This window comes from Rhabdaerophilum calidifontis (assembly GCF_008641065.1).
In the GTDB taxonomy this organism is placed as follows: Bacteria; Pseudomonadota; Alphaproteobacteria; order Rhizobiales; family Beijerinckiaceae; genus Rhabdaerophilum; species Rhabdaerophilum calidifontis.
The window spans coordinates 77633-101219 of the sequence record NZ_VTRS01000007.1 but is presented as its reverse complement, the minus strand read 5'-3'; the positions used below and the strand labels follow the sequence as shown (position 1 = coordinate 101219).

28 protein-coding genes are annotated in these 23587 nt (G+C 69.3%); 14 read left to right on the top strand and 14 right to left on the bottom strand.

Going from position 1 to position 23587, the window contains the following annotated elements; all coding sequences use genetic code 11:
* Positions 1-77 precede the first annotated feature (77 nt).
* Together FWJ24_RS11995 and FWJ24_RS11990 are read left to right on the top strand one after the other, a co-directional pair.
* Positions 78-368, top strand: coding sequence for a hypothetical protein (locus FWJ24_RS11995; protein WP_150288079.1), 291 nt, complete (start codon positions 78-80; stop codon positions 366-368).
* Between the two features lie 99 nt (positions 369-467).
* Positions 468-890 (top strand): SufE family protein, encoded by a 423-nt coding sequence (locus tag FWJ24_RS11990; RefSeq protein ID WP_150288078.1) that lies wholly within the window; start codon positions 468-470, stop codon positions 888-890.
* Positions 891-919: 29 nt separating this feature from the next.
* Here the strand turns inward: FWJ24_RS11990 and FWJ24_RS11985 are convergent, their stop codons facing one another.
* The 3 genes from FWJ24_RS11985 to FWJ24_RS11975 form a co-directional block, all read right to left on the bottom strand.
* Positions 920-1780 carry a DUF6456 domain-containing protein gene (locus FWJ24_RS11985; RefSeq protein ID WP_150288077.1) on the bottom strand — a complete coding sequence of 287 codons (861 nt, stop codon included), beginning with the start codon at positions 1778-1780 and terminating at the stop codon, positions 920-922.
* Positions 1777-2133 carry a helix-turn-helix domain-containing protein gene (locus FWJ24_RS11980; RefSeq protein WP_166443689.1) on the bottom strand — a complete coding sequence of 119 codons (357 nt, stop codon included), beginning with the start codon at positions 2131-2133 and terminating at the stop codon, positions 1777-1779. Before FWJ24_RS11980 ends, FWJ24_RS11985 begins: the two co-directional genes overlap by 4 nt.
* A 380-nt stretch (positions 2134-2513) precedes the next feature.
* Complete coding sequence (locus FWJ24_RS11975; protein ID WP_150288075.1) at positions 2514-2930, bottom strand: Ros/MucR family transcriptional regulator; 417 nt, start codon at positions 2928-2930, stop codon at positions 2514-2516.
* Positions 2931-3278: 348 nt separating this feature from the next.
* On the opposite strand from FWJ24_RS11975, the gene msrB reads away from it, so the two are divergent.
* Positions 3279-3683 carry a peptide-methionine (R)-S-oxide reductase MsrB gene (gene msrB / locus FWJ24_RS11970; RefSeq protein WP_150288074.1) on the top strand — a complete coding sequence of 135 codons (405 nt, stop codon included), beginning with the start codon at positions 3279-3281 and terminating at the stop codon, positions 3681-3683.
* 31 nt (positions 3684-3714) lie between these two features.
* Positions 3715-5847: a S9 family peptidase gene (locus FWJ24_RS11965; protein WP_150288073.1), complete on the top strand. Its 2133-nt coding sequence runs from the start codon at positions 3715-3717 to the stop codon at positions 5845-5847.
* Positions 5848-5850: 3 nt separating this feature from the next.
* Here FWJ24_RS11965 and FWJ24_RS11960 read toward each other — a convergent pair whose 3' ends face one another.
* The gene (locus FWJ24_RS11960) at positions 5851-6906 is read right to left on the bottom strand and encodes a hypothetical protein (protein ID WP_150288072.1); all 1056 of its coding nucleotides are present in this window, start codon (positions 6904-6906) and stop codon (positions 5851-5853) included.
* A 231-nt stretch (positions 6907-7137) separates the two neighbouring features.
* On the opposite strand from FWJ24_RS11960, the gene FWJ24_RS11955 reads away from it, so the two are divergent.
* Positions 7138-7737 (top strand): superoxide dismutase, encoded by a 600-nt coding sequence (locus FWJ24_RS11955; RefSeq protein WP_150288071.1) that lies wholly within the window; start codon positions 7138-7140, stop codon positions 7735-7737.
* Positions 7738-7857: 120 nt separating this feature from the next.
* Positions 7858-8304 carry a hypothetical protein gene (locus FWJ24_RS11950; RefSeq protein WP_150288070.1) on the top strand — a complete coding sequence of 149 codons (447 nt, stop codon included), beginning with the start codon at positions 7858-7860 and terminating at the stop codon, positions 8302-8304.
* 5 nt (positions 8305-8309) lie between these two features.
* Here FWJ24_RS11950 and FWJ24_RS11945 read toward each other — a convergent pair whose 3' ends face one another.
* The 3 genes from FWJ24_RS11945 to FWJ24_RS11935 form a co-directional block, all read right to left on the bottom strand.
* Positions 8310-8531: a hypothetical protein gene (locus FWJ24_RS11945; protein ID WP_150288069.1), complete on the bottom strand. Its 222-nt coding sequence runs from the start codon at positions 8529-8531 to the stop codon at positions 8310-8312.
* Between the two features lie 101 nt (positions 8532-8632).
* Positions 8633-8989, bottom strand: coding sequence for a DMT family protein (locus FWJ24_RS11940; RefSeq protein ID WP_150288068.1), 357 nt, complete (start codon positions 8987-8989; stop codon positions 8633-8635).
* Positions 8990-9026: 37 nt separating this feature from the next.
* Positions 9027-9896, bottom strand: a complete 870-nt coding sequence (locus FWJ24_RS11935) for a ChbG/HpnK family deacetylase (protein WP_150288067.1) — start codon at positions 9894-9896, stop codon at positions 9027-9029.
* 80 nt (positions 9897-9976) lie between these two features.
* Between FWJ24_RS11935 and FWJ24_RS11930 the strand changes: the two genes are divergently transcribed.
* Entirely contained in the window at positions 9977-11005 is a 1029-nt protein-coding gene (locus tag FWJ24_RS11930; protein WP_150288066.1) for a glycosyltransferase family 2 protein, read from the top strand.
* Positions 11006-11026: 21 nt separating this feature from the next.
* Complete coding sequence (murJ, locus tag FWJ24_RS11925; RefSeq protein WP_150288065.1) at positions 11027-12547, top strand: murein biosynthesis integral membrane protein MurJ; 1521 nt, start codon at positions 11027-11029, stop codon at positions 12545-12547.
* Positions 12548-12556: 9 nt separating this feature from the next.
* Here the strand turns inward: murJ and FWJ24_RS11920 are convergent, their stop codons facing one another.
* Positions 12557-12886: a hypothetical protein gene (locus FWJ24_RS11920; RefSeq protein WP_206110837.1), complete on the bottom strand. Its 330-nt coding sequence runs from the start codon at positions 12884-12886 to the stop codon at positions 12557-12559.
* A gap of 129 nt (positions 12887-13015) precedes the next feature.
* On the opposite strand from FWJ24_RS11920, the gene copM reads away from it, so the two are divergent.
* Positions 13016-13375 (top strand): CopM family metallochaperone, encoded by a 360-nt coding sequence (copM, locus tag FWJ24_RS11915; protein ID WP_150288063.1) that lies wholly within the window; start codon positions 13016-13018, stop codon positions 13373-13375.
* Between the two features lie 204 nt (positions 13376-13579).
* Here the strand turns inward: copM and FWJ24_RS11910 are convergent, their stop codons facing one another.
* A complete protein-coding gene (locus FWJ24_RS11910) occupies positions 13580-14434 on the bottom strand; it encodes a branched-chain amino acid aminotransferase (RefSeq protein WP_150288062.1) in 855 nt (284 codons plus the stop codon).
* 134 nt (positions 14435-14568) lie between these two features.
* Between FWJ24_RS11910 and FWJ24_RS11905 the strand changes: the two genes are divergently transcribed.
* Both FWJ24_RS11905 and FWJ24_RS14825 read left to right on the top strand, forming a co-directional pair.
* The gene (locus FWJ24_RS11905) at positions 14569-15237 is read left to right on the top strand and encodes a haloacid dehalogenase type II (RefSeq protein WP_150288061.1); all 669 of its coding nucleotides are present in this window, start codon (positions 14569-14571) and stop codon (positions 15235-15237) included.
* The gene (locus FWJ24_RS14825) at positions 15234-15461 is read left to right on the top strand and encodes a GDCCVxC domain-containing (seleno)protein (RefSeq protein ID WP_150288060.1); all 228 of its coding nucleotides are present in this window, start codon (positions 15234-15236) and stop codon (positions 15459-15461) included. The genes FWJ24_RS11905 and FWJ24_RS14825 overlap by 4 nt, the downstream gene beginning before the upstream one ends.
* 17 nt (positions 15462-15478) lie before the next feature.
* On the opposite strand, the gene FWJ24_RS11895 is transcribed toward FWJ24_RS14825, so the two are convergent.
* Genes FWJ24_RS11895 through FWJ24_RS11885 form a run of 3 tightly spaced genes read right to left on the bottom strand, consistent with a single transcriptional unit; the run spans position 15479 to position 19029 of the window.
* Complete coding sequence (locus tag FWJ24_RS11895; protein ID WP_425468934.1) at positions 15479-16858, bottom strand: M20/M25/M40 family metallo-hydrolase; 1380 nt, start codon at positions 16856-16858, stop codon at positions 15479-15481.
* A 27-nt stretch (positions 16859-16885) separates the two neighbouring features.
* Complete coding sequence (locus tag FWJ24_RS11890; RefSeq protein WP_150288135.1) at positions 16886-17500, bottom strand: LysE/ArgO family amino acid transporter; 615 nt, start codon at positions 17498-17500, stop codon at positions 16886-16888.
* Complete coding sequence (locus FWJ24_RS11885; RefSeq protein WP_150288058.1) at positions 17500-19029, bottom strand: helicase HerA-like domain-containing protein; 1530 nt, start codon at positions 19027-19029, stop codon at positions 17500-17502. The genes FWJ24_RS11890 and FWJ24_RS11885 overlap by 1 nt, the downstream gene beginning before the upstream one ends.
* A 332-nt stretch (positions 19030-19361) precedes the next feature.
* Here FWJ24_RS11885 and FWJ24_RS11880 point away from each other — a divergent pair, with 332 nt between their 5' ends.
* Positions 19362-19748: a DUF2267 domain-containing protein gene (locus FWJ24_RS11880; RefSeq protein WP_150288057.1), complete on the top strand. Its 387-nt coding sequence runs from the start codon at positions 19362-19364 to the stop codon at positions 19746-19748.
* 8 nt (positions 19749-19756) lie between these two features.
* Here FWJ24_RS11880 and FWJ24_RS11875 read toward each other — a convergent pair whose 3' ends face one another.
* Positions 19757-20791 (bottom strand): alpha/beta hydrolase, encoded by a 1035-nt coding sequence (locus tag FWJ24_RS11875; protein ID WP_166443688.1) that lies wholly within the window; start codon positions 20789-20791, stop codon positions 19757-19759.
* Here FWJ24_RS11875 and FWJ24_RS11870 point away from each other — a divergent pair.
* Complete coding sequence (locus FWJ24_RS11870; protein ID WP_342788614.1) at positions 20783-21601, top strand: pyroglutamyl-peptidase I family protein; 819 nt, start codon at positions 20783-20785, stop codon at positions 21599-21601. The genes FWJ24_RS11875 and FWJ24_RS11870 overlap by 9 nt on opposite strands.
* Here FWJ24_RS11870 and FWJ24_RS11865 read toward each other — a convergent pair.
* Positions 21540-22547, bottom strand: a complete 1008-nt coding sequence (locus tag FWJ24_RS11865) for an asparaginase (protein WP_150288054.1) — start codon at positions 22545-22547, stop codon at positions 21540-21542. The two genes, FWJ24_RS11870 and FWJ24_RS11865, sit on opposite strands and share 62 nt — an antisense overlap.
* An 85-nt stretch (positions 22548-22632) precedes the next feature.
* Between FWJ24_RS11865 and FWJ24_RS11860 the strand changes: the two genes are divergently transcribed.
* Positions 22633-23580, top strand: a complete 948-nt coding sequence (locus tag FWJ24_RS11860; RefSeq protein WP_150288053.1) for a sugar kinase — start codon at positions 22633-22635, stop codon at positions 23578-23580.
* The last annotated feature ends 7 nt before the right edge of the window (positions 23581-23587 follow it).

The window sequence follows — 23587 nt, the reverse complement described above, 5'->3', positions numbered from 1 at the left end:
TAAAATGCGGTGCAATCGCTTCAGCCCGCCGCAAGCCCCGCCATGCTAGGCCGAGACCGGGACGGAAAGGGACGGACATGCTCTGGCGCATCTCGGCGGCGATCGTCGCCCTCACGCTCGTTCACGGCGCGGATCGCACGCGGCAGGACGGCGTCGAACTTGCCGGCACCCTGCGCGAGCGCGCGCCGGAGGCCGTGATCCGGCTCTGCGCGGACCAGGCAGCGCGCTGCATCGAGACCATCGGGCAGGCGGCCGGCCTCGCCCGCGTCGCGGCGACGCCGAAGACGGCCGAGCCGGAACCGCTCCTCGCCCTGCCGGCCGGCGCTTATCCGCTGCCGCCGCGGCGGCCGGCCCATCCCCGCGCCTGAACGCCGCGCCGATCTCGGGGCGAGCCCCTTGACGCCCGCCGCGCGCCGCCCCAAGCCCCCCGAATGCCGGCGCGATATGCCGGCCCGAGGAGCCTTCCCATGCCGGCCAACGCCGCCCTGCAAGCCATCCGCGACGATCTCGCCTTTCTCGACGATTGGGAGGATCGCTACGCCTATCTCATCGATCTCGGCCGCCGGCTTGCGCCGCTTCCGGCCGATGCCTATACCGAGGCGAACCGGGTCCAGGGCTGCGCGAGCCAGGTCTGGCTGCTGATGCGGCCGGGGCCGGACGGCAGCACGCTGCGGATCGCGGGCGACAGCGACGCGATGATCGTCAAGGGTCTCGTCGCCCTGGTGCTGGCGATGTTCGACGATCGGCCGTTCGACGAGATCATCGCCCTGGACGCGCAGGCGGTGTTCGCCGAAATCGGCCTCAAGGACCATCTCACCGCCCAACGCTCGAACGGCCTCGCCTCCATGGTCGCGCGGATCAAGGCCGAGGCGGCGGCGCGGGCCGGCTGAACGGGGACGCGCCGCAGCTCCCTCCGACCTCACCCTGCCCGGAGCCTGGGCCGGGAATCGGGGGTTCCCCAGGCGCAGATCGGCGCAGTTTGCGGGCCCTGGGCGGCATTTCTGAGCCCGTAATGCCGGGCGAGTTGCCGCAGGGCGAAGGCCAGCACCACCTTGCCCGAACGCGCCGGCACGTCATGCTCGCGCTCCAGGGTCTCGATCCCTTTCGCGAAGCCGCAGACATCGATCAGGATGCCGCGCAGATCGGCATCAACCGCCGCCAACGCCGCCGAGACCCGCTGGCGCGCCGCCATTGCCGCCTCGGAGAGCGAAAGCCCCCGCCCCGGCGCCACGCCGTCGACCACAAGCCGCGACCAATCGGAGGTGACCCGCGGCATCATCTGCGCCGCGGCGAGATCGCGGCGCAGGCGTTCACCGGCCTCGATTTCGGCCGCGCCGAGGAAGCGCGTCGCGAGCCGGCCATGCCGGATCAGGCTCAGCGCATCCTCCCGGACATTGATCCGGACGGTCTCTCCCGCGCCGTTCTCGGCGATGACCCGTGTCTCGATCCGCCGGTGCTGCGCGCCGAAACCGTCATCCTCCGCGGCAGCGCGCCGGAGCCGCGCCCGCCCCTCCTCGGTGATGAGGAAGCGCGCCCGCCCCTGCCGCGTCTCGCAGCGCACGGCGCCGCAATGCAGGAGATCGGCGAGCGCGCCGGCCGGGATCCCGGTCGCCGTAGCGACGGCGCCGGGCCCGCGCACCAGCACCACCCGATCCTCCCGGCGCTCGGCATGGAGTCCGGGTTCCGCGAGCCGGGCCAGAAGCCGGGCCGCGTGGCGCGCGTAATCGGCAGCGACGGCACCGGGACCGGCGCCCGGAATGGGGCCCTGCGCGCCGCTCATCGATCGCCCTCCGCGGCGAAGGCCGCGAACCAGTACCGGATCGCCGGTTCCAGCAGGTCGATCGACCGGTCGATCGCATGATCGTCGCGCTGATCCTCGATCCGCGAACAGGCATGGCGGGCGGTGGTCCGGTCGCGGCCGAAAATACCGCCGGCGCGGGTCAGCGTCGCGCCGAAGATCACATGCGCAAAATAGATCGCCGCCTGCCGCGCGAACGCGATCTCGGCGCGGCTGCGCGTGGGCCGGCGCAGATCGGCCGGCGGAACGGCCCGCCAGGCGGCCGCGGCGGCCTCGCTCAGCCTTTCGCCGAGCGCCCGCCGCGCCGCAATCCCCGCGCGGCAGGGCCGCGGCAAGGCCGGACGCCCGCGCCGCCGCGTCGTTCCGGCCGCCTCAGACAAGGATGGGACAAGACAAGGGAGATCCGCTCCCGGATCGCTGCAAGACGCCATGATCAGCTCCAGCCACCTCAACTCCCCGCCGCAACGCTAGGGTTGCATCGTGTTGAAGTTCAAGGAGAAAGATCAGGTCGTAAGTTTTTATTCCTATTTTATCCTCGTTCTAGGGTTCACAATGAATTTTGCGCCAATCGGGTACATCGCAATCCGCGCATAGCCGCAGACCCGCCGCGCCTATTCCGGCGAGCGACCGAAGCCGGCAGCACGCCGTGCCGCCCATGAAAAAGGGCGCCCGAGGCGCCCTTCCGACCGGCCGGAGCCGGCGATCCCGGCCGCTCTCAGCGCCCGCGGCGGCGCTGCTGGCCGAGGCCCATTTCCTTGGCGAGGCGCGAGCGCGCGGCCGCGTAATTCGGCGCGACCATCGGATAATCCGGCGGCAGCGCCCATTTCTCGCGATATTGCTCGGGCGACATGTTGTACTGTGTGCGCAGATGCCGCTTCAGCGACTTGAATTTCTTCCCGTCCTCCAGGCAGATGATGAAATCGTTGTGCACGGATTTCTTCACCGGAACGGCCGGCTTCAGCGGCTCGGCGACGATTTCGGCCGGAGCCGTGCCGACACGCGTCAGCGCCAGATAGACGTCGTTGATGAGACCAGACAATTCTCCGGTCGGAACCGAATTGTTGCTGACATAGGCCGAAACGATTTCGGCCGTCAGTTCAATCAATTCGCTGTTCTCGACTGCGCCTGACATTGTGCTCTTCCTTCTCTTTCAGCGCGCGTGGTTTCACCGCCCCCCGGCGATATGCGCGAAACGCACCCAAACAAAAACCTGGCGAAACCGCTTCAGGACTGGCGGCGACAGCACCCAGCACCCGAAAAACGAGAATCAGACCTTGCACTGTGTTTGGTTATCTCTGCGCACAGTTTCAAGGCCTTCAATGAAAAACTGCGATGATCCACATCAAATAACATCGCTCTGACGCAATCTTGATCCTGCAAGGACAAGAACGGCCGCAAAGTTGGCTCTCGTGCTCTTGTTCGCGGCGCCGGGACGCGCATTTCTTGCCGGCAAGCGCTTCTACAGGAGAGAGAGAAGACCATGAAACCCAAGATCATCCGCTCCGAGGCGGAATGGCGGGCGATGCTGAGCCCGGAGCAGTTCCGCATCCTGCGCGAACAGGGTACGGAGCGCGCCTTCACCGGCCCGCATCTCGACGAGAAGCGGCTCGGCACCTTCTCCTGCGCCGCCTGCCACGCGCCGCTCTTCCGCTCGGACACCAAGTTCGAATCCGGCTGCGGCTGGCCGAGCTTCTTCGCCACCGTGACGCCGGATGCGGTCATCGAGCTCGACGACCGATCGCACGGGATGCGACGGGTGGAGATCCGCTGCGCAACCTGCGACGGGCATCTCGGCCATGTCTTCCCGGACGGGCCGCCTCCCACCGGGCTGCGCTATTGCATGAACGGCCATGCCCTGACCTTCACCGCCGACGCCGAGGCTTGACGGCGTCCGCGCCTTGCCGCATCGCCGCCGCATGCGCCCGGAACATCCCGCCTTCCCCCATCTCGACCGCAAGCCGCCGCTGGCGATGCGGAAGCCGAAACGCCGCCGCGTCCACGGCGTCCTGATCGAGGATCCCTATGCCTGGCTGCGCGCGCGCAACTGGCAACGGGTGATCGAGGCGCCGGAGACGCTGCCGGCGGAGATCGGCCGCTATCTCTGCGCCGAGAATCGCTACGCCGCCGCGGCCTTCCGGCCGCTCGCCGCGCTGCGCAAGACGCTGGTCGCCGAGATGCGCGGGCGCATGCGCGAGGATGATGCCGAGCCGCCGATGAAGGACGGCGCCTTCCTCTATTACGAGCGGTTCCGCAAGCGGCAGCAATATCCGCTCTATTGCCGCCGCCCGGTGGCGGGGGGACGGGAGGAGATCCTGATCGACGGGCCGCGCGAGGCCAGAGGGCATGCGTATTTCGATCTCGGCGGCTGCGAAATCTCGCCCGACCATTGCCTTCTTGCCTGGGCGGCAGACACGACCGGGGCGGAGAGCTATGTCATCCGCGTGCGCGACCTCTCGACCGGCAAGGACCGGGACAGGCTGGTCCGCACCAGCGGCGAGGTGATCTGGGGCCGCTCAGGCCGGTTCTTCTATTATGTCGCGCTCGATGCCTCGCAGCGTCCGTTCCGGGTGCTGCGCCATGTGCTCGGCACCCGGCAGAAGGAGGATGTAGAGATCTATCGCGAGGCCGATACCGGCTGGTTCGTGAGCCTCGACATCACCCAGGACGAGCGTTTCGGCTTCATCTCGGTGCATGATCACGAGACGAGCGAGATCCTGCTCCTCGATCTCGACGACCCGGTCGAGCGCGCCGAGCCGGTCTTCCCGCGCGTGCAGGGGGTGGAATACGAACTCGATCACCATGAGGGCCGCTTCATCATCCGCACCAACCAGGGAGGCGCGGCCGATTATCGGATCGTGGCGCTGCCGGTCGGGGAGACGGATCTCGGCAGGTCCGAAATCCTCGTGCCGGAATGCCCCGGCCGCGCGATCCTCTCGCTCTTCGTCCTGAAGGATTGGCTGATCTGGTCCGATCTCGGCGAGGATGGCCCGCGCGTCCATGCCCGGAACTGGCGAAGCGGCGCCGAGCAGCATTTCGCGCCGCGCGCGGCCGTGGGCGAGATCGGGGCCAGCGTCGGGCTGGAATTCGCGTCCGACACGCTCCGCCTCGCCTTCACCGCGCCGAACGAGCCGGAAACCATCCTCGACCGCGATCTCAAGACCGGCGCCGAGATTCTGGTAAAGCGCCAGGAGGTGCCCTCGGGGCATGACCCGGCGGCCTATCTCGTCGAGCGCGTCTTCGCGCCGGCCGCCGATGGCGAGCGGGTGCCGGTAACGCTGCTGCGGCGCGCCGACACGCCGGTCGACGGCACGGCGCCCTGCCTGCTCTATGGCTACGGCGCCTATGGCCACGCGATGGATGCCGGATTCGAAACCGACCGGCTGAGCCTTGTCGACCGCGGCTTCATCCATGCCGTTGCGCATATCCGCGGCGGCATGGAGAAGGGGTTCCGCTGGTACCGCGAGGGCAAGCGCGAAAAGAAGATCAACAGCTTCACCGATTTCATCGCCGCGGCCGATTTCCTCGTGGCGCAAGGCTACGCGGCGCCGAGACGGATCGTGGCGCATGGCGTCTCGGCCGGCGGCATGCTGATGGGGGCGGTTGCGAACATGGCCGGCGAGAAATTCGCCGGGATCGTCGCGGAAGTGCCCTTCGTCGACAGCCTCAACACGATCCTCGACCCGACCCTGCCGCTCACGCCGCCGGAATGGGTGGAATGGGGCAACCCGATCGAAGATGCCGCGGCGTTCGCGGCGATGCGGGCCTATTCGCCCTATGACAACATCGCCGCGCGCCCCTATCCGCCCATGCTGCTCATCGGGGGATTGACCGATCCCCGCGTCACCTATTGGGAACCCGCGAAATTCGTCGCACGGCTGCGTGCGACCATGACCGGGGGCGGCCCGGTCTTCCTCGTGACCAATATGGGCGCCGGGCATGACGGCGCCTCCGGCCGGTTCGAACAGCTCGACGACGTGGCGCTGGTCTATGCCTTCGCGCTAGCCGTCACCGGCCTTGCGGGAACCGGGGGCGCGCCGCCGGCGGCGTGAGCCTCATCCGAGCTGCTGGTCGAGATGGCGGCGCAGCGCCTCGAGCGAGCGGAAGCGCCGCTCGCCGTCGGGACCGACCGCCGTTACCGAGCCGTCCGAGTACATCGTGAAGCGGGTTCCGGCGGAATCGTAGGAGCCGACGATATCGAGCGTTTCGATCGGCGCCAGCGGCGGCTCCTCCGCCTCGGCGATGGCGGCAAGATCGGCATCCGCGATCAACCCCGGAACCGGCGGCGTTTCGGGAGATGCGCCGGCCTCCGGCGCTTCCGGCGAGGCGTCGGCCGCAGAATCTGCAGGATTGGCGGCGTCCAGAGCCGCGACGGGTTCCGTCGCGGGCAGCTCCACGGCGGAAGGTGTGTCGGCGGGGGTTTCCGCGGCGCGCGGCGGCACCGGGATTTCCAGTGCCATGCCTATCCGGCCAGCATCCAAATCCGGGGCGGGCGGCGGCGCGAGATCGCCAAAAAGATCGCGCTGCGGCGCCGGCGGGGCGGGACGGAATTCCGGGCTCCGGGCATCGGGAATGCGGGCCTCGGGAATACGGGCTTCGGGGGGCGGGAATTCGGGGGTCGGGAATGCGGGGAGGCTCGGCTCCGGAATGCGCGGCTCGGCAAAGGCGGGTTCCGGCATCATGGGGTCCGGCATCATGGGGTCCGGCATGGCGGATACAGGCGGCATCGGCGTGGCACCCGCGACAGGCTCGCCCGCGGATTCCGCTACGGATCCACGCGTCTGGTCCGCCGCCAGCGCCGCTCCGGCGACCAGCGCTCCTCCTCCCGCCGCGGCGATCACCGCCTCCGCGCCGGCGAGCCCGGGCGCGCGGGCGGGCGATTCCGCTTCGACGCGGAGCGGCTGCGGCGCGGTGATCCGTTCGAGCGCGCGGCTCAGGGCGCGGGTCGCGAGCCCGATTGCGAGCGTGACGACCCCGGAAGCGAGGAAGATGGCGCCGACCTGGGCATAGCTGAAACCAAGGTCGGTCGGCACAAGGCTCGTGCCGATGAGGAGGGACGCAATGCCTGCGGCAATCATGCCGAAGGCGAGAAGATGGATCACCAAAACCATGCCTGTCTAACTCCGGCCCTGGACAACCAGACATTCCGCGCCGTTAAGGTAAAGATACGCTTAGCGGCGGCAAACATCACGCGCGATTCGCGGTTATGCCTAACGCTGCGGTTGCGGGCCCGCGCGGCCGTGCCGCCCGGCGATTGCCATGCCGCCTTGCAGGACCTAATTAAGCGCGGGCGGGCCTCTGGGCCCCGCCCCTCACCCCACCCGAGCCACGGATCGATCGCGATGTCCTTCACCCTGCCGGACCTGCCTTACGCCCATGACGCGCTCCAGCCCTACATGTCGAAGGAAACGCTGGAATATCATCACGATAAGCATCACCTCGCTTACGTGAACAACGGCAACAACCTGCTCAAGGGTTCGGAATTCGAGGGTAAGAGCCTCGAGGAGATCGTGACGGGTTCGTTCGGCAAGAATGCCGGGCTCTTCAACAATGCCGGCCAGCATTTCAACCACATCCATTTCTGGCGCTGGATGAAGCCCAATGGCGGCGGCGCGATCCCCGGCCGGCTTGAGAAGAAGATCATCGAGGATCTCGGCTCGGTCGAGAAGATGAAGGAAGATTTCATCCAGGCCGGCGTGACGCAGTTCGGCTCGGGCTGGAACTGGCTCGCCGTAAAGGACGGCCGCATCACCGTCATGAAGACCCCGAACGGCGAGAGCCCGCTTGTCCATGGCGCGGCGCCGATCCTCGGCTGCGACGTGTGGGAGCATTCCTATTACATCGATTACCGCAACCGCCGGCCCGATTACCTCAAGGCTTTCGTCGACCATCTCGTGAACTGGGATTACGTGGCGGAACTGGCCGAGAAGGCCGGTATCTGAGGCGAAACGTCGTCGCGCGCGCAGGGGAAGCAATCCGGATGTTTCCGCAAGGTTCCGGATTGCCGCGGCGGCAGCGCTGATGCCGCCGCGCGGATGACAGCACATGCAACCGGAGGGGCCATGCCGTCACGCCGAACGATCACCGCCCCGAAACCCGCGACACGCGCGCGCCGCATCATGCCCGCGACGGCCATCGTGCTGGGGCTGGCCGCCAGCCCCGCCCTCGCCCAGCAGGAGACGTTCGTCATGCCCTCCGGCAATGTCGAATGCACCTATACCGGGCCGGCCGGAGCGTCGGTCTACCGGCCGCAGGGCGGCATCGCCGAACTGGTCTGCGATCGGGCGGCGCCGAGCTACCTCCGGGTTGTGCTGCGCGCACGCGGCGCGGTGCAGGTGATGCGAAATGTCGGCGACCCGTCGTGCTGCGGAGCGGGGCCGGTGCTGCGGTATGGCACGGTGTGGCGCCAGCCGCCCTTCACCTGCGAGAGCACCGAGGCCGGAATCCTGTGCCGGCGCGATGACGGCGCCGGCTTCCAGCTCTCGCGGCGCGGCGTGGCGCTCAACTAGCCGGCTCAATCCTGGCCGTGCGCGTCCTCGTTGATGGTGAGCGTGCGCATCTGCGAGAAATCCACCGCCACCGGCGCCTTGGCCTTGGCGAGCTGGCCCTGATAGGTGCGGATCACGTGCTCGAGCCGGCGATAGACCTCCTCATAGGCGGGGTCGTCCTTCTGGAGGCCGAGCGGCTTCAGGCAGAATTCGATGATCTCTTTCGGCCGGTCCATCGTCTGGCTCATGCGGGTTCCCCTTTTCGGATGCACTCCGCTTTTCCTTAGCAGCGCGAGCACCGCCCCGCCAATGATCTTGGTCAGGCCCGGCGGGTTCGACCTTCGGCGGATCAGCCCCGCCCCTGGAAGACGAACCAGGCGCCGGCGCAGATCAGCGTGAAGCCGATCGCGTGGTTCGGCGTCAGCTTCTCGCCGAGATAGAAGACCGAGAACCCGGCGAAGACGAGGAGCGTGATCACCTCCTGGATGGTCTTCAGCTCCGCCGCCGAATAGACCTGATGTCCCATGCGGTTCGCCGGCACGGCGAGGCAATATTCGATGAAGGCGATGCCCCAGCTCGCCAGGATCACGACCGGCAGCGCCGTGCCCTTGAATTTCAGGTGCCCATACCAGGCGATGGTCATGAAGACGTTCGAGGCGGCGAGCAGCAGCACGGGATAGAGATGGGCGGGGGTGAGGCTGGTCATCGGGGGTCCGGGGTTGGGGCCGGGCGGCCGGGCGGCGTCAGAGTTCGGAAAACCGCGCCGGCTTCATGCCGGCCTCGGCGCAGATCCCGGCGAAGCGCTCCGAGAGAAAGAAGGCGATCTCGTTCGGGCGGCTGCCGGTCGCGGGGTCGAGGGCGCGGAGTTCGTCATCGACCTCGCCGGGATGGCACATCACCAGATGCCGCGCGCCGGGCGCGACCAGGTAGGTGCGGAACTGCTCGGCGTAATCCGCGGCGGGGTCGAAGGCGGAAAATCCGGCGAAGCCGGCATTGAGCCGGAAGCCGGCTTCGCGCATGGCGCGCGCGAAGGGACGCGTCAGCGCCGCGACCAGCGCCGCCTTGCGCGCCTCGACCCGGCGCGCGCGGATCGCGGCAAGCCGGTCTCCGGCATCGCGAAGCCAGGGCTTCGCGCCGGGATAGCGGCGCAGCAGCACCGATCGCAGCACCCGGCGGATGCCGGGCATGGCGTGGACATGCTGATGGCCGTCGATGAAATCGGGCGCCGCGCCCGTCGCCTGCTCGAAGGCGTCGAGCTGGGCCTCGATCTCGGCCGCGAGCGCCGGCAGCGGCAAGCGCCCGGCCAGCCCGCGCGCGATCAGCGGCGCAAGGCGCGGCAGTGCGCCGCCCGGCGCCAGCGCCGAGGCGCCCGTCAGCGCCTGCCCGGCGGTGAGGTTGAGATGCAGGCCGAGATCGAGCCGGCCTGCAAGGCCGCGCAGGGCCCGCGCCGCCTCCGGCCAGGCGGGCCGGTTCGTCATCGCGCCGGTGGCATTGATGCGCCCGGCTTCCGCAAGGCGCAGGATGCCGCGCGTCACCGCCGGCGTCATCGCGAAATCATCGGCCACCAGCGCGAAGCCGCGTGTTTGCGCTCCGATCTCCGGCTCCGCATTCATTTCGCTTGCATTCATCGGCATGGGTGCAAAGAACGGTTCCGCGGCGCCCGGAACGCGCGCCGCCGCCCGAGTGTCATACGATGCAGCATCCCGACCTGTCGATTGTCGTGCCGGCCTTCAATGAAGGCGAGAATATCGAGGCCCTGGTGGCGCGGCTGGTCCCCGTCCTGGAGGGGCTCGTCGAGCGGTTCGAGATCCTGTTCATCGATGACGGCTCGCAGGACGATACCTTCGCCCGCATCAGCCGCGCCGCGCGGGCGGATCCGCGCATCCGCGGCCTCGCCTTCAGCCGCAATTTCGGCAAGGAGATCGCCATCGCCGCCGGGCTCGACCATGCCCATGGCCGGGCCGTGATCCTGATCGACGCCGATCTCCAGCATCCGCCGGAAATGATCGCCGTCTTCGTCGAGAAATGGCGCGAGGGCTACGACATGGTCTTCGGCCAGCGCATCGACCGTTCGGCGGATGGTCCCGTACGGCGCTGGTTCACTGAACTCTTCTACCGGCTCTTCGCGCGGTTCGGGGAGACGCCGCTGCCGCCGGGCGCCGGCGATTTCCGGCTGATGGACCGCAAGGTCGTCGATGCGATGCGCCGGCTCGGCGAGCGCGCGCGCTTCTCGAAGGGGCTCTATGCCTGGGTCGGGTTCCGGTCGATCGGCGTGCCCTTCGAGGTCGGCGAGCGGCTGCACGGCCAATCGAAATGGAATTACCGCAAGCTGACCCGCTTCGCCTTCGACGGGCTTTCCTCCTTCTCGACGCTGCCGCTGAAGCTCGCGACCTATCTCGGCCTCGTCATCTCGCTGATCGCCTTCGCCTATGCGCTGCTGATCGTCGCACGCACGCTGCTGCTGGGGGTCGATGTTCCGGGCTTCCCCTCGCTCATCGTGTCGGTCATGCTGTTCTCGGGGATCCAGCTCGTCTTCCTCGGCGTGATCGGCGAATATGTCGGGAGGATCTTCGCCGAGGTGAAGCGGCGGCCGCTCTACATCGTCGCCGAGGAGGTGGGGTCGCGGCATGCGGGCGAGGCGGTTGTGCGGGAGGCGGAAGCGATCGAGCGGCGCGAGCGCGCCGGCGAGCAGCGCCGCGGCCGCAACATGCCGGCCGGCTGAGCCCGCCGGCGCCGCCTCGCGATGATCCGCGCCTTCCTCTCCGTCGGGTTCTGGACGCTGCTGTCGCGCATCACCGGCTTCCTGCGCGACATCCTGCTCGCCGGCAGCCTCGGCGCCGGGCAGATGATGGATGCCTTCACGGTCGCCTTCCGGTTGCCCAATCATTTCCGGGCCATTTTCGGCGAGGGCGCGTTCGAGAACGCCTTCGTGCCCGCCCTGACCCGAATCCGCGCGCAGATCGGCGCGGAGGCGGCGACGCTGTTCCAGGGGCGGATCCTGGCGCTGGTGCTCGGCTCGCAGGGGCTGCTGCTCGTGCTGGTACTCATCTTCACGCCCGTGGCGGTGCGGCTCCTGGCGCCGGGTTTCGCGGCGCGGCCGGATCTGTTCGGGCTTGCGACCGAACTCACGCGCATCACCTTCCCCTATCTCGCGCTGGTCACGCTGATGGTGCTGTGGAAGGGCGTGCTCAACGCCGAGAAGCGCTTCGTCGCCGGCGCGGCGGCGCCGATCCTGCTCAATGCGGCGATGATCGGCGCACTGCTCGCCGGGGGGCTGTTTCCCAGCCTCGCGCATGCGGCAGCCTGGGGCGTGCTGGCGGCCGGCATCCTGGAGGCGGGCCTGCTCGCCTTCGCCGCCGCGCGGGCCGGGCTCATCGCGCCGCCGCGCCTGCCGCGGCCGGACCCGGAACTCGCGCGGTTCTTCCGCGCCTTCGTCCCGGCGGTGATCGGGGCCGCCGGGGTGCAGATCGCGATGTTCATGGACACGATCATCGTGACCTTCCTGCCCCCGGGCGGCGCCTCGGCGCTCTATTACGCCGACCGGCTCTACCAGCTCCCGATCGGGGTGATCGGGATTGCCGCCGGCACGGTGATCGTGCCGGAGATGAGCCGGCTCTTGGCCGAGAACCGGCCGGAGGCAGCGTATGCGGCGCAGAACCGCGCGCTGGTGCTCGGCTGGCTCGCGGCGGCGCCGTTCCTCGTCGGCTTCCTCGTGCTGCCGCATCTCATCGTCCAGGCCTTTTTCGAGCGCGGCGCCTTCGATGCCGCCGCCACGCAGGCGACGGCGGGCGTGCTTGCCGCCTACGCGCTCGGCCTGCCGGCAGCGATCGCGATCCGCTCGGCAGTCGCGAGCTTCACCGCGCGGGGCGATACCGCGACGCCGCTCCTAGCCTCGCTGAGCGGGCTCGCGCTCAATCTGGCGCTGAAGCTGCTGCTCTGGCGCGAGCATGGCGCGGCCGGCCTGGCGCTCGCCACCTCGCTCGGCGCGCTCGTCAATCTCGCGATCCTCGCCGGGCTCGCGATCCGGCAGGGCAAGGCCGCGCCGGATGCACTGCTGGGCCGGGCGCTTGCCGTGATCCTCGTCGCCGGAAGCGCGCTGGCGGCGGCCTTCGCCGCGCTCGCCGCTCCGCTGGCCGGCCTGCCCCCGATCGCGCGACTCGCGGCGCTCGGACTGGGCGGCGGCCTGCTCTATGGGGGGATCGTCGTGCTGGGCTTCCGCCTCGCGCGCATTCCCCTCACGCTGCGCAGGCCCACCGCCGGGTGAGGCTCCCGGTCAGCGCAGCGTCACGCTGACACAGGTCGCGCGGGAAGGGGTGACGGGGAAGCGGCGCGCCTGGCCGGCAAGCCAGATCTCGCAGGCCTCGGCGGTGCGGAAGCAGCCCTGGAACGATTTCCAATCGACGATGCCGTCGCGGATATGCCGCCCGCCGAGATAATTGCCGGCGATGGCGGTGAGTTTCGGACCCGGCCCGCGCGCGCCCTTGCAGGCGGCTCCGACCTGCGGCGGTGTCCAGGCCGAAGCCCCGGATGCGGCGAGAAGGCCGAGCGAGAACGCGGCGCCGGCGAGCAGACGGTTGACCATGGCGATCCTTCCCCCAATCATCGCGGTGTCCGGAACACCGCGCCGCGCGAGGCATACAGGATTCCTGCGCCATCCCCAACCATGTCCTGATTGCAGCGGTCCGTTCCGGCATGATCAGGATGACCAGACGAGGCAGGAGACCCCAGACCGATGTTCCGCCGTTTCTTCCTTGCCGGGCTTGCGGCGCTCACCGCAGGCGCCGCCTTCGCCCAGCAGCACGGTTCCCACGGAGCGCATGCCGCCAGCCCCGCCGGATCGGCGGCAACGGCCGGGTTCCGCGCCGCAAACGAGAAGATGCATCGCGACATGGATATCGCCTTCTCGGGCGATGCCGATGTCGATTTCTTCCGCGGCATGATCCCGCATCACCAGGGCGCGATCGACATGGCGCGGGTCGTGCTCGCGCATGGGAAGGATCCCGAGGTGCGCAGGCTCGCCGAGGCGGTCATCGCCGCGCAGGAGAAGGAGATCGCCTTCATGCGCGAATGGCTCCGCAGGAAGGGCAAATAGGCGCACGAAAAGGGAAAGGCCGCGACGGGGGGAGCGCGGCCTTTCCGGCAAAGGGTCTCGAACCTTTGGCGGCACAGAGAATTCCTTGGGGGCAGGCCCCCGGGGGGCGAAGTCCCATCACCGCAGGGTGACGCTAATGCTCCCCGATTAAGGAGGGGTAAGGGCGAAAATTCGGCCTTTCCTCATTCTGGCACAACCGGCCGCTCAGCGGCTGTGCGCGAAATCCCAATAGGCGGCGCGGGCGCGGGCATAGAGCGGGCCGGGCTGGAGATCACGGTCGTCGATCCGGGTCACCGGCATCACCTTCGAGTAATTGCCGGAGGAGAAGATCTCGTCCGCGCCGGCGAAATCGGCATAGGTCAGGCTCGTCTCGACCACGCTTACCCCCGCCGCGCGCAGCAGCGCGATCACCCGCTGGCGGGTGATGCCGTTGAGGAAGGCGCCGTTCGGCGCCGGGGTGAAGACCACGCCGTCCTTCGCCATGAAGATGTTGGCGGTCGTCGTTTCGGCGATATTGCCGAGGAGATCGCGCAGCAGCGCGTTGTCGAAGCCGCGCGCGCGGGCCTCACGCAGGGCGCGGGCGTTGTTGGGATAGAGGCAGCCGGCCTTGGCATCGGTCGGCATGCATTCGATCGAGGGCCGGCGATAGGGCGAAAGCGTGATCGAGGACGGGCCCGGCGCCGGCATCGGCGCCGCGAACAGGCAGAGCAGGAAGCGGCTGTCATCCGGATCGGGGAGAATGGCCGAGCCCTTCTCGCCCTCACCCCAGACCATGGGCTTGACATAGAGTGCGGTGCCGGGCGCGAATTTCCGCGCGCCCTCCAGCGTCAGCTCGACAATGCGCGCCGCCTCGACCGGACAGCGCAGGCCGATCGTTTCCGCCGAACGCACGAGCCGCGCGGCATGCGCGTCGAGATCGGGGGCGACGCCCTCGAAGATGCGCGCGCCGTCGAACACGCTCGAGGCGAGCCAGAATCCGTGGCTGCGCGGCCCGAGAATCGGCGGGTTGCCCTCGTGCCAGGCGCCGTCGAAAAAGGTCCAGGTCTCGGACCACGCCATCTGCTTGCCTCCCGATCATGCGGATGACCGCATTCGACCGGGTGTCGCGGCGGCGGTCAACACGCCGTGAGGCCCCTCGCAGAAAATTTTTCTGTCCGGTAGTGTCGCCGGAAACGAAAATTCAGGGGGCGGGCATGCCGCGCATTTTCATGTTCGATGCCTATGGCACGCTGTTCGACGTGCATGCCGCCGTGGCCCGGGCCGGCGCATCGCTCGGCGCGCGCGCCGAGGCGCTCTCGGCGCTGTGGCGCGCGAAGCAGCTCGAATACAGCTGGACCATGACGCTGATGGGCCGCGCCGGCGAGGTCGATTTCTGGACGCTGACCGGGCGCGCGCTGGATTTCGCGCTGGCGCGTTTTGCGATCGACGATCCCGCCCTGCGCGGCGCCCTGCTCGACGCCTATCCGGATGTCGCGCCGGCCCTGGCCGCGCTCAAGGCCGCGGGGCACCGCACCGCGATCTTCACGAACGGGACACGGCGCATGGTCGAGGCGGCCATCGCCGCGAGCGGCATCGGCGCCATGCTCGACCACGTCATCACGGTCGAGCCGACGGGGCGGTTCAAGCCGGATCCCGCCGTCTACGCCCATGCGCGCGCCGAAGCGGGCGCCCCGCCGCCGCGAAAGATCGTCTTCGTCTCCTCGAACCGCTGGGACGTGGCGGCGGCGGCCCATGCCGGGTTCACGCCAATCTGGGTGAACCGGAGCGGCCAGCCGGGGGAATATCCGGAGCTCGAGCCGGCGGCCGTGATGCGCGATCTTTCATCCCTCGGCAAACTGCACGAACAAGGAGGCATTTCATGATCAGTATAGACAATCTCTCAGAGATCACCTGCCCTGCCTGCGGGCATGTCAAGACCGAGAGCATGCCCGATGATGCATGCCAATATTTCTATGAATGCGAGTCGTGCCATGCCCTGCTGCGTCCGAAGCCGGGCGATTGCTGTGTCTTCTGCTCCTATGGATCAGTCCCCTGCCCCCCTGTCCGGAAGGAGCGCGGAACCGGTTCCGGTTCGTGCTGCGGGTGAAGCAGACCCCTCCCAGCCTATGTCCCCAGCGCGTCGATGATCCGCGCCCAGCTCCGCTGGCCCTTGTGGAAATTGGCGAGGTCGTATTTCTCGTTCGGGGAATGGATGCGGTCGTCGTCGAGCCCCCAGCCGATCAGCAGGGCGTCGAGGTCGAGCACGCGCTTGAAATCGCCGACGATCGGGATCGAGCCGCCATGGCCGAGCACCACGGGCTCGACTCCCCATTCCTCCTTGAGCGCCGCCACCGCCTTGCGCAGTTCCGGGCTGTCCTCCCGCACCTGCACCGCGCGGCTGCCCTTGTAGCCGATGAACTCGACCGAGCAATCCGGCGGGATCTGCGCGGCAACGAAGGCGCGGAAATTCTGCTGGATCGCCTGCGGGTCCTGGTCATGGACGAGGCGGAAGGAAACCTTGGCCCGCGCCTCGCCCGGGATGACGGTCTTGGTGCCCTCGCCGGTATAGCCGCCCCAGATGCCGTTGCAATCGCAGGTCGGGCGGGCCTGGATCTTCTCGATCAGCGTCCGGTCCTTTTCGCCCGCGGCGAATTTGAGCCCCACGGTGCCGAGGAAATCCGCCTCGGTAAGGCCGAGCGCCTCCCATTGCGCGAGCCGGTTGGCGCCGGTCTCGTGCACGCCTTCGTAAAAATGCGGCACCGCGACCCGGCCGCCGGCATCATGCAGGCTCGCGATGATGCGCGCGAGGATATGGATCGGGTTCTGCGCCGTGCCGCCGAAATGGCCGGAATGGAGGTCGCGATCGGCGGCGCGGACGATGATCTCCTCGTAGAGCAGGCCGCGCAGGCTCGACGTGATCTGCGGCCGGCCACGATCCCACATGCCGGTGTCGCAGACAAGCGCCAGATCCGCCTGCAATTCGGCGCGGTTCGCCTCGACGAAAGCCGGCAGGTTGATCGAGCCGTTCTCCTCCTCGCCCTCGACGAGCACTGTCAGCGAGATCGGCAGGTCGCCGGTCTCGGCGATGGTGGCGCGGCAGGCTTCGAGGAAGGTCATGATCTGGCCCTTGTCGTCCGCCGCCCCGCGCGCGACGATCGCCTTGCGGCCGGGCTCGATCTCGACGATCCGCGGCTCGAAGGGCGGGTTGGTCCAGAGTTCGAGCGGATCGACCGGCTGCACGTCGTAATGGCCGTAGAACAGCACATGCGGCCGGCCGGGCCGACGCCGATGCCCGACCACGACCGGGTGCCCCGGCGTCGGCCGCGCCGCGGCCTCGAACCCCATGGAGCGCAGATCATCGACGAGATGCGCCGCCGCGCGGCGGACATCCCCGGCATAGGCGCGGTCGGTCGAGATCGAGGGAATGGCGAGCCAGTCGAACAGCCGGCGGGCGTTGGTGTCGAGATCGCGATCGAGACGGGCGAGAACGGCGGCGAGAGACATCGGGATTGTCCGGATCTGGAGGGAGGGTCAGCGCGAGACTAGCCAGAGCGCGAGCTTCCCCGCAATCGCGAACATGACCAGCGTGATCAGCGCATCGAGCACGCGCCAGGCGGCGGGCCTTGCGAAAAGCGGCGTCAGCGCCCGCGCGCCGTAGCCGAGGCCGAAGAACCACAGGAAGGAGGCCGCCATGGCCCCGGCGGCATAGGCCGCACGCGCCGGGCCGGAATAGGGCGCGGCGAGGCTGCCGACCAGGATCACCGTATCGAGCCAGACATGCGGGTTGAGGAAGGTCAGCGTCAGGCAGGTGGCGAGCGCCGCGCGGAGCCCGGCCGGGCCGCCCGCCTCCGCCGCCATCCCCGCCGGCGCGAGCGCCCGGCGCAGGGCGCAGAAGCCATACCAGACGAGAAAGCCGATCCCGAACAGCGTCACCGCCGTCAGCAGCGCCGGGAAGGCCTCGATCAGCGCGCCGAGCCCGGCGACACCGAGCAGGATCAGCAGCGCGTCAGAGAGCGCGCAGACGAGGCAGATCGCGAAGACATGCGCGCGCAGGATGCCCTGCCGGAGCACGAAGGCGTTCTGCGCGCCGATGGCGACGATCAGCCCGAAGCCGATGCCGAACCCGGAGAGAAAGGCGGAGAGGATCACCGCCTCCCGCCGAGCAGGCTCCCGAGCACGCCGCGCACGATCGCGGTGCCGATCTGCCGGCCGACCGAGGTTGCGACCGAGCGCGCGGCCGAGGTGACGATCTTCTCGGTCATGCTCTGCGGCTGGCGCCCCCCGGCGCGCCGGCCCGGCGCAGGTGCCGCGCCGCCGCCCAGGATGCCGCCGAGCACCGAGCCGAGCAGGCCACCGCCCCCGGAGGCGGCCTTGGCCGCCTCCTCCGCGCGTTGCGCCAGCAATTCGAAGGCGGATTCGCGGTCGATCGTTTCGGTATATTTGGTCCGGAACGGGCTCTCGCGCAGCAGCGCCTGACGCTCCGCCGCCGTCAGCGGCCCGACCCGCCCACCCGGCGGCGCGATCAGCGTGCGCTCGACCATCGAGGGGGCGCCCTTGCCCTCCAGCACCGAGACCAGCGCCTCGCCGACGCCAAGCTGGGTAATGACCTCCGCGGTCTTCAGATTCGGATTGGGGCGGAAGGTCTCGGCCGCGGCGCGCACCGCCTTCTGCTCGCGCGGGGTGAAGGCGCGCAGCGCGTGCTGGACGCGGTTGCCAAGCTGGGCGCCGACCTTGTCCGGAACGTCGAGCGGGTTCTGCGTCACGAAATAGACGCCGACGCCCTTCGAGCGGATGAGGCGCACCACCTGCTCGATGCTCTCCAGCAGCGCCGGCGGCGCGTTCTCGAACAGGAGATGCGCCTCATCGAAGAAGAAGACCAGCTTGGGCTTCTCGGGATCGCCCACTTCCGGCAATGTCTCGAACAGTTCCGAGAGCAGCCAGAGCAGGAAGGTCGCGTAGAGCCGCGGCGATTGCATCAGCTTCTCGGCCGCGAGCACGTTGACATGGCCGCGCCCATCCTCGTCCAGGCGCATGAAATCGTGGATGTCGAGCGCCGGCTCGCCGAAGAAGCGCGCCCCGCCCTGGTTCTCCAGCGTCAGCAATTGCCGCTGGATCGCCCCCACCGAAGCGGGCGAGACATTGCCGTAGGCGGCCTGCAATTCGGCCTGGAGATCCTTGTTGGTGCCGAGTTCCTGCAGCAGCGCCCGCAGGTCCTTGAGGTCGAGCAGCAGCAGCCCCTGCTCGTCGGCGTAGCGAAAGAGGATGTTGAGCACCCCCTCCTGCACCTCGTTGAGTTCGAGCAGGCGGGAGAGCAGCAGCGGGCCCATCTCCGCCACCGTGGCGCGGACCGGGTGCCCCTGCTCGCCGAACAGGTCCCAGAACACGACCGGATATTGCCCGGCGCGATATTCGACGCCGATCTCCTTCGCGCGGTTGACGAAGGGCGGCAGCGCATTGCCCATGGCGCCGATCCCCGCAAGATCGCCCTTGATGTCGGCGGTGAAGACCGGCACCCCGGCATCCGAGAACCCCTCCGCCAGCTTCTGGAGCGTCACGGTCTTGCCGGTGCCGGTGGCGCCGGTCACGAGCCCGTGGCGATTGGCGAGCCGGAGAATCAGCCGTTCGAATTTCGTCGCGCTCTTGCCGATCAGGATCGTGCCGTCTTCCGCCGCCATCATGCCCTCCAAGCCCTGGACAGGGCTTGCTATAGCTGGTTTTCGCGGGGCGCAAAACGGCTGCGGCCCGCCGATTTCATCTTCCGGAAAGGTTTCGGCAGGCGCCCGGTCAGGTGCGGCGGACGAGGATGGCCGCGTTCCGAAACCGACAGGAGACGCCGATGCCCCGCCTCGCGATCGCCCTCTTCACCGCGCTCGCCGTGTTCGCGATCGTCACGGCCGCGCGGGCTGCGGCCATGTGATCGTTGACATGTGAACCAAACCGTCTTGCCAGTGCCACGGGCATCGCGTAGCGGTTCGGGCGCGCATTCGGCGCCGAACCGGAGGGGAACATGCAGGATCTGATCAATCGCGTCGTGACCAATGTCGGGCTCGACGCCGCGCTCGCCGAGAAGGCCATCGGGATGATCCTGGCTTTCCTCAAGAAGGAAGGGCCGGAGGCCGAGATCGGCCAGCTCATGGCGGCGATGCCGGGCGCCGAGGCGCTCGCGGCAGCGCATGCGCCCGGCGAGGGCGGCGGCCTGATGGGCGGGCTGATGAGCATGATGGGCGGCGGCGGCGTGATGGCGCTCGGCCAGCAGCTCATGGGCGCCGGGATCGGCATGGGCCAGATCCAGGGGCTTTCGAAGGAAGTCTTCGCCTATGGTCAGGAAAAGGCCGGCGAGGACGTGATGGGCGCGATCGTGGGCGCCATCCCCGGCCTCGGCCAGTTCGTCTGACGGCCGCGTCAGGCGCGCTCGACCGCGCGGCGAATCGCCGCGCGGACATCGGCATTGGCGACGAAGGCATCGTGCCGGACGAGGCCGGAGGCGAAGTCGGTGGCGTCGATCACCCGGATGCCGAGCGATTCCAGTTCGGCGCGCGGCAGGGCGCCCGCGCGGGCGGCGCCCGCCAGCCGGCGCGAGAGATCGAGCGCGCGGTCATTGGTCGCGCTGATCACGGTCAGCCGGCCGCGCCACGGGCCGATCTGGTCGAGCCCGGCCCGGAAGACGTCAGCATCGATATCCGGCGCCGCGAAGACGAGCGCGCCCAGCCGGTCGAGGCCCTTCTCGCCGTGGCGGTCGCGGTAGACGCGCAGGGCCTCCAGCGTCAGATGCGTGCCCATGGAATGCGCGACGACATGCAGGCGCGCCCCGAACGGATCCTGGAGCAGTGCCGCGAGCAGGGCGACGAGCGGATCGCGCGCGAGCAGCGCCGATTCGCGGTCATACCCGTAATCGAGCAGCCCGCCCCGCGACGGCCAGGCGAAGAGCGCCGTGTTGCCGGCGAAGCCGATGCCGTTCGAGAGCTGCGCGGCATCGCGGCTCGCGGCCTCGAAGCTCTGGTTGTAGCCATGGACGAACAGCAGCGTGTCGCGCCCGCGCAGGGCTTCCGCCGCCGCCTGCGGCCCGGCCCCCTCGACCGGCTCGACGCGCGTCACCGCGAACTCGCCGCCGACAAGGGCGTTGATCTGGCCGAAGACCGAGCCGTCCGGCGCCTCGAGACGGGCGCGGAGATAGCGCGCCTCGCGGGCCCGCGTTGAATCGAGGAACGGCGCCGTCCGGCCGTTGCCGGCGAGACGGCGGGTGGTGATCACGTGCAGGGTCGGGTCCGCCGCCAGCGGCACGGCGCCGGCATGGGTATTGCCGGCATGGGCGTTGAAGCTCCGCGTCGAGCCGATGCAACCGCCGAGCGGCAGCAGGCCAAGCGTGGCGAAAAAGGCGCGGCGCGAGAGGCGGAAACGGCTTGCGGTGGCCGGAAAAGCGGCGTCAGAATGCGGCATGTTGCGGTCGTTTGGCCCCTGCTGGCTTGTTCCCTGCCGGATTGGACGAAATGCGGAACGGAAACAAGCCTGATGCCGCGCGCCCGGACCGGACCCCTTCCGCTCCCTGACCTCCAAACCGGGCGAAAAGATGAAGCCGGCGATTTCGCGCTCATCACCGGGTTCGGCCCCTTCCCGCGCGTGCCATGCAACCCAAGCGCCGAGATCGCGCGGATCGTCGCGCAGGATCGGCGCTGGCGCCGGCTCGGCTGGCGGATCGAGGCCGGGATCTTCCCAACACGATACGGCATTGTGGCCGAGACGATCGCCCGGCTCGCGGCGCAGACGCCGCCGCGTTTCGTGGTCATGCTCGGTGTCGCGGCGCGCGCGCGGCGGCTCCGGGTCGAGATGGTCGCGCAGAACCGCGTCTCGGCCATCCACCGCGATGCGGGCATGGCGCGCCCCGGCGCGGCTGTCATCGCGCCGGCGGCCGGAGCGATCCGGCGCGGGCGCCATGCCGGGCCGGTGCTGGTGCGGGCGCTGCGGAAGGCCGGGGTTCCGGCCGAACCGAGCTTCAGCGCCGGGCGCTATGTCTGCAATTTCGCCTATTGGCACATGCTCGGCGCGTTTCCGGCCCCCACCGAGATCGTGTTCGTGCATGTGCCGATGCCGCAGGCGCCGTGGCGGCGGCGCGATCCCCGCCCCGACCGGGCGCGGATGGCGCACGCGCTGACATGGCTCGTCGCGGCGATGATCGCCCGCGCGCGCCTCAGCCAGCGAGCGCCGGCGCCGGGCGGAGCCGGCCGAATTCCACCCCGTTCCAGTTGGTGAGCGGCTTGTCGGCGAGCGCGGCGATCGCGGCCGCCTCCTGCGCCGCGAGCGGCAGGAACCGCGCGATCAGCGCCGCCATGACGATTTCGGCGGCGCGGCTGGCGCCGTCCTCGATCTTGAGCGCGATGCCGAGCCCCGCTTCGGGCAGAGCCGCGCAATAGACGCCTTCCGCCCCGGTCTTGACGAAGGCGCGGGCGCCGAGCGCCGTCATCGCCAGCGTGTCGAACCGACCGCTGCCGGCGACATGGAAGGGCGACGCCGCCACCGCCGCCCGGATGCGTGCCGCGGCCCGCGCCCGATCCGGCGCGAGCCCCGCACCGGTTCCGAAGCGGGCGAAGGCATGCGCGAGGTTGCGCAGCGGCACCGCATAGGTCGGGATCGAGCAGCCATCGATGCCCCGCGCGGTCCGGGCGAGATCGAAGCCGGTCATCTCGCCGAGCGCGGCGGTGACGCGGCGCATCGCCGGGTGATCCGGGCCGATATAGCCCCGGGGATCGTGCCCCTCGTGCAGCGCCAGGCAGATGAAGCCGGCATGCTTGCCGGAGCAATTGTTGTGCAGCGCGCTCGGCTGCCGCCCGGAGGCCGCGAGGGCGCGTGCCGCCGCATCGCCCATGGGCCAATGCGCCCCGCATTCGAGGCACTGCGAATCGCGCCCGGCCGCGGCCAGCATCGCGGCGGCCGTTTCCGCGTGCTCCGGCTCGCCGGAATGGCTCGCGCAGGCGAGCGCGATCCCGGCATCGGTCAGCCCGAAGCGCTCGGCTGCGCCGCTCTCGATGAGCGGCAGCGCCTGGAGCGCCTTCACCGCCGAACGCGGGAAGACCGGGCGGTCGATATCGCCGAGCGCCAGAAGCGGCCGGCCGGCCGCGTCGAGCACCGCCACGGCGCCGCGATGCGCGGATTCGACGATGCCGCCGCGCGTGACCTCAACCAGAACCGGAGCGTCCATCCCGCTCGTATCCTCTTCCATACCACTTCCGCGCTGCGCGCTTTCGCCCTAGAAGGCTGAGCCCTTCCTATACGGAACCATTGCCATGACCAAGGCCGACGCCGCCGCGCCCGCATCCGCCGCCGAAATCCTCGCCATGGGCGAGGCGATGATCGAGTTCAACCAGGTGAAGGGCGGCGACGGGCGCGATTACCTTCAGGGTTTTGGCGGGGATACCTCGAATTTCATCATCGCGGCGGCGCGCCAGGGCGCACGCACGGGCTATGTCTCGGCGCTCGGGGCGGATGCCAACGGCCAGATGTTCCGCAGGCTGTGGGAGGCGGAGGGAGTCGATCATTCGCTGGTCATCGAGAACCGCACCGCGCCGACGGGCATGTATTTCGTGACCCACGGGCCGGACGGGCACGCCTTCAGCTTCGCCCGCGCCGGTTCCGCCGCGAGCCTCTACGGCCCGGCCGATGTGCCGGCTGATGCGATCCGGGCCGCGAAGGCCCTGCATCTTTCCGGCATCTCACTCGCGATCTCGAACAGCGCCTGCGACGCGGCCTATGCCGCGATCCATGCCGCGCGCGAAGGCGGCACGCTGGTTTCCTTCGACACCAACCTGCGCCTCAAGCTCTGGTCGAAGGACCGGGCGCGCGCGATCATGACCGACATCATCGGCCTTTCGGACATCCTCCTGCCGAGCTACGACGACATCGTCGCCATCACCGAGCTGACGGACCCCGACGCGCTCGTCGATTGGTGCCTCGCGAAGGGGGCGAAGGTCGTCGCGCTCAAGCTCGGTTCGGAGGGCGCGCTGGTGGCGGATGCGAAGGCCCGCCACCGCATTCCGCCCCATCCCTGCCGGCCGGTCGATGCCACCGGCGCGGGCGATTGCTTCGGCGGTTCCTTCGTCGCCCGGCTCGTTGCGGGCGATTCGATCGCGGCGGCGGGGTGCTATGCCGGCGTCGCCGCCGCGCTCTCGACTGAAGGCTATGGCGCCGTTGCGCCGATCCCGCGCGCGGAGGCGGTGCGGCAGGCGATGGGGTGAGCGGCCC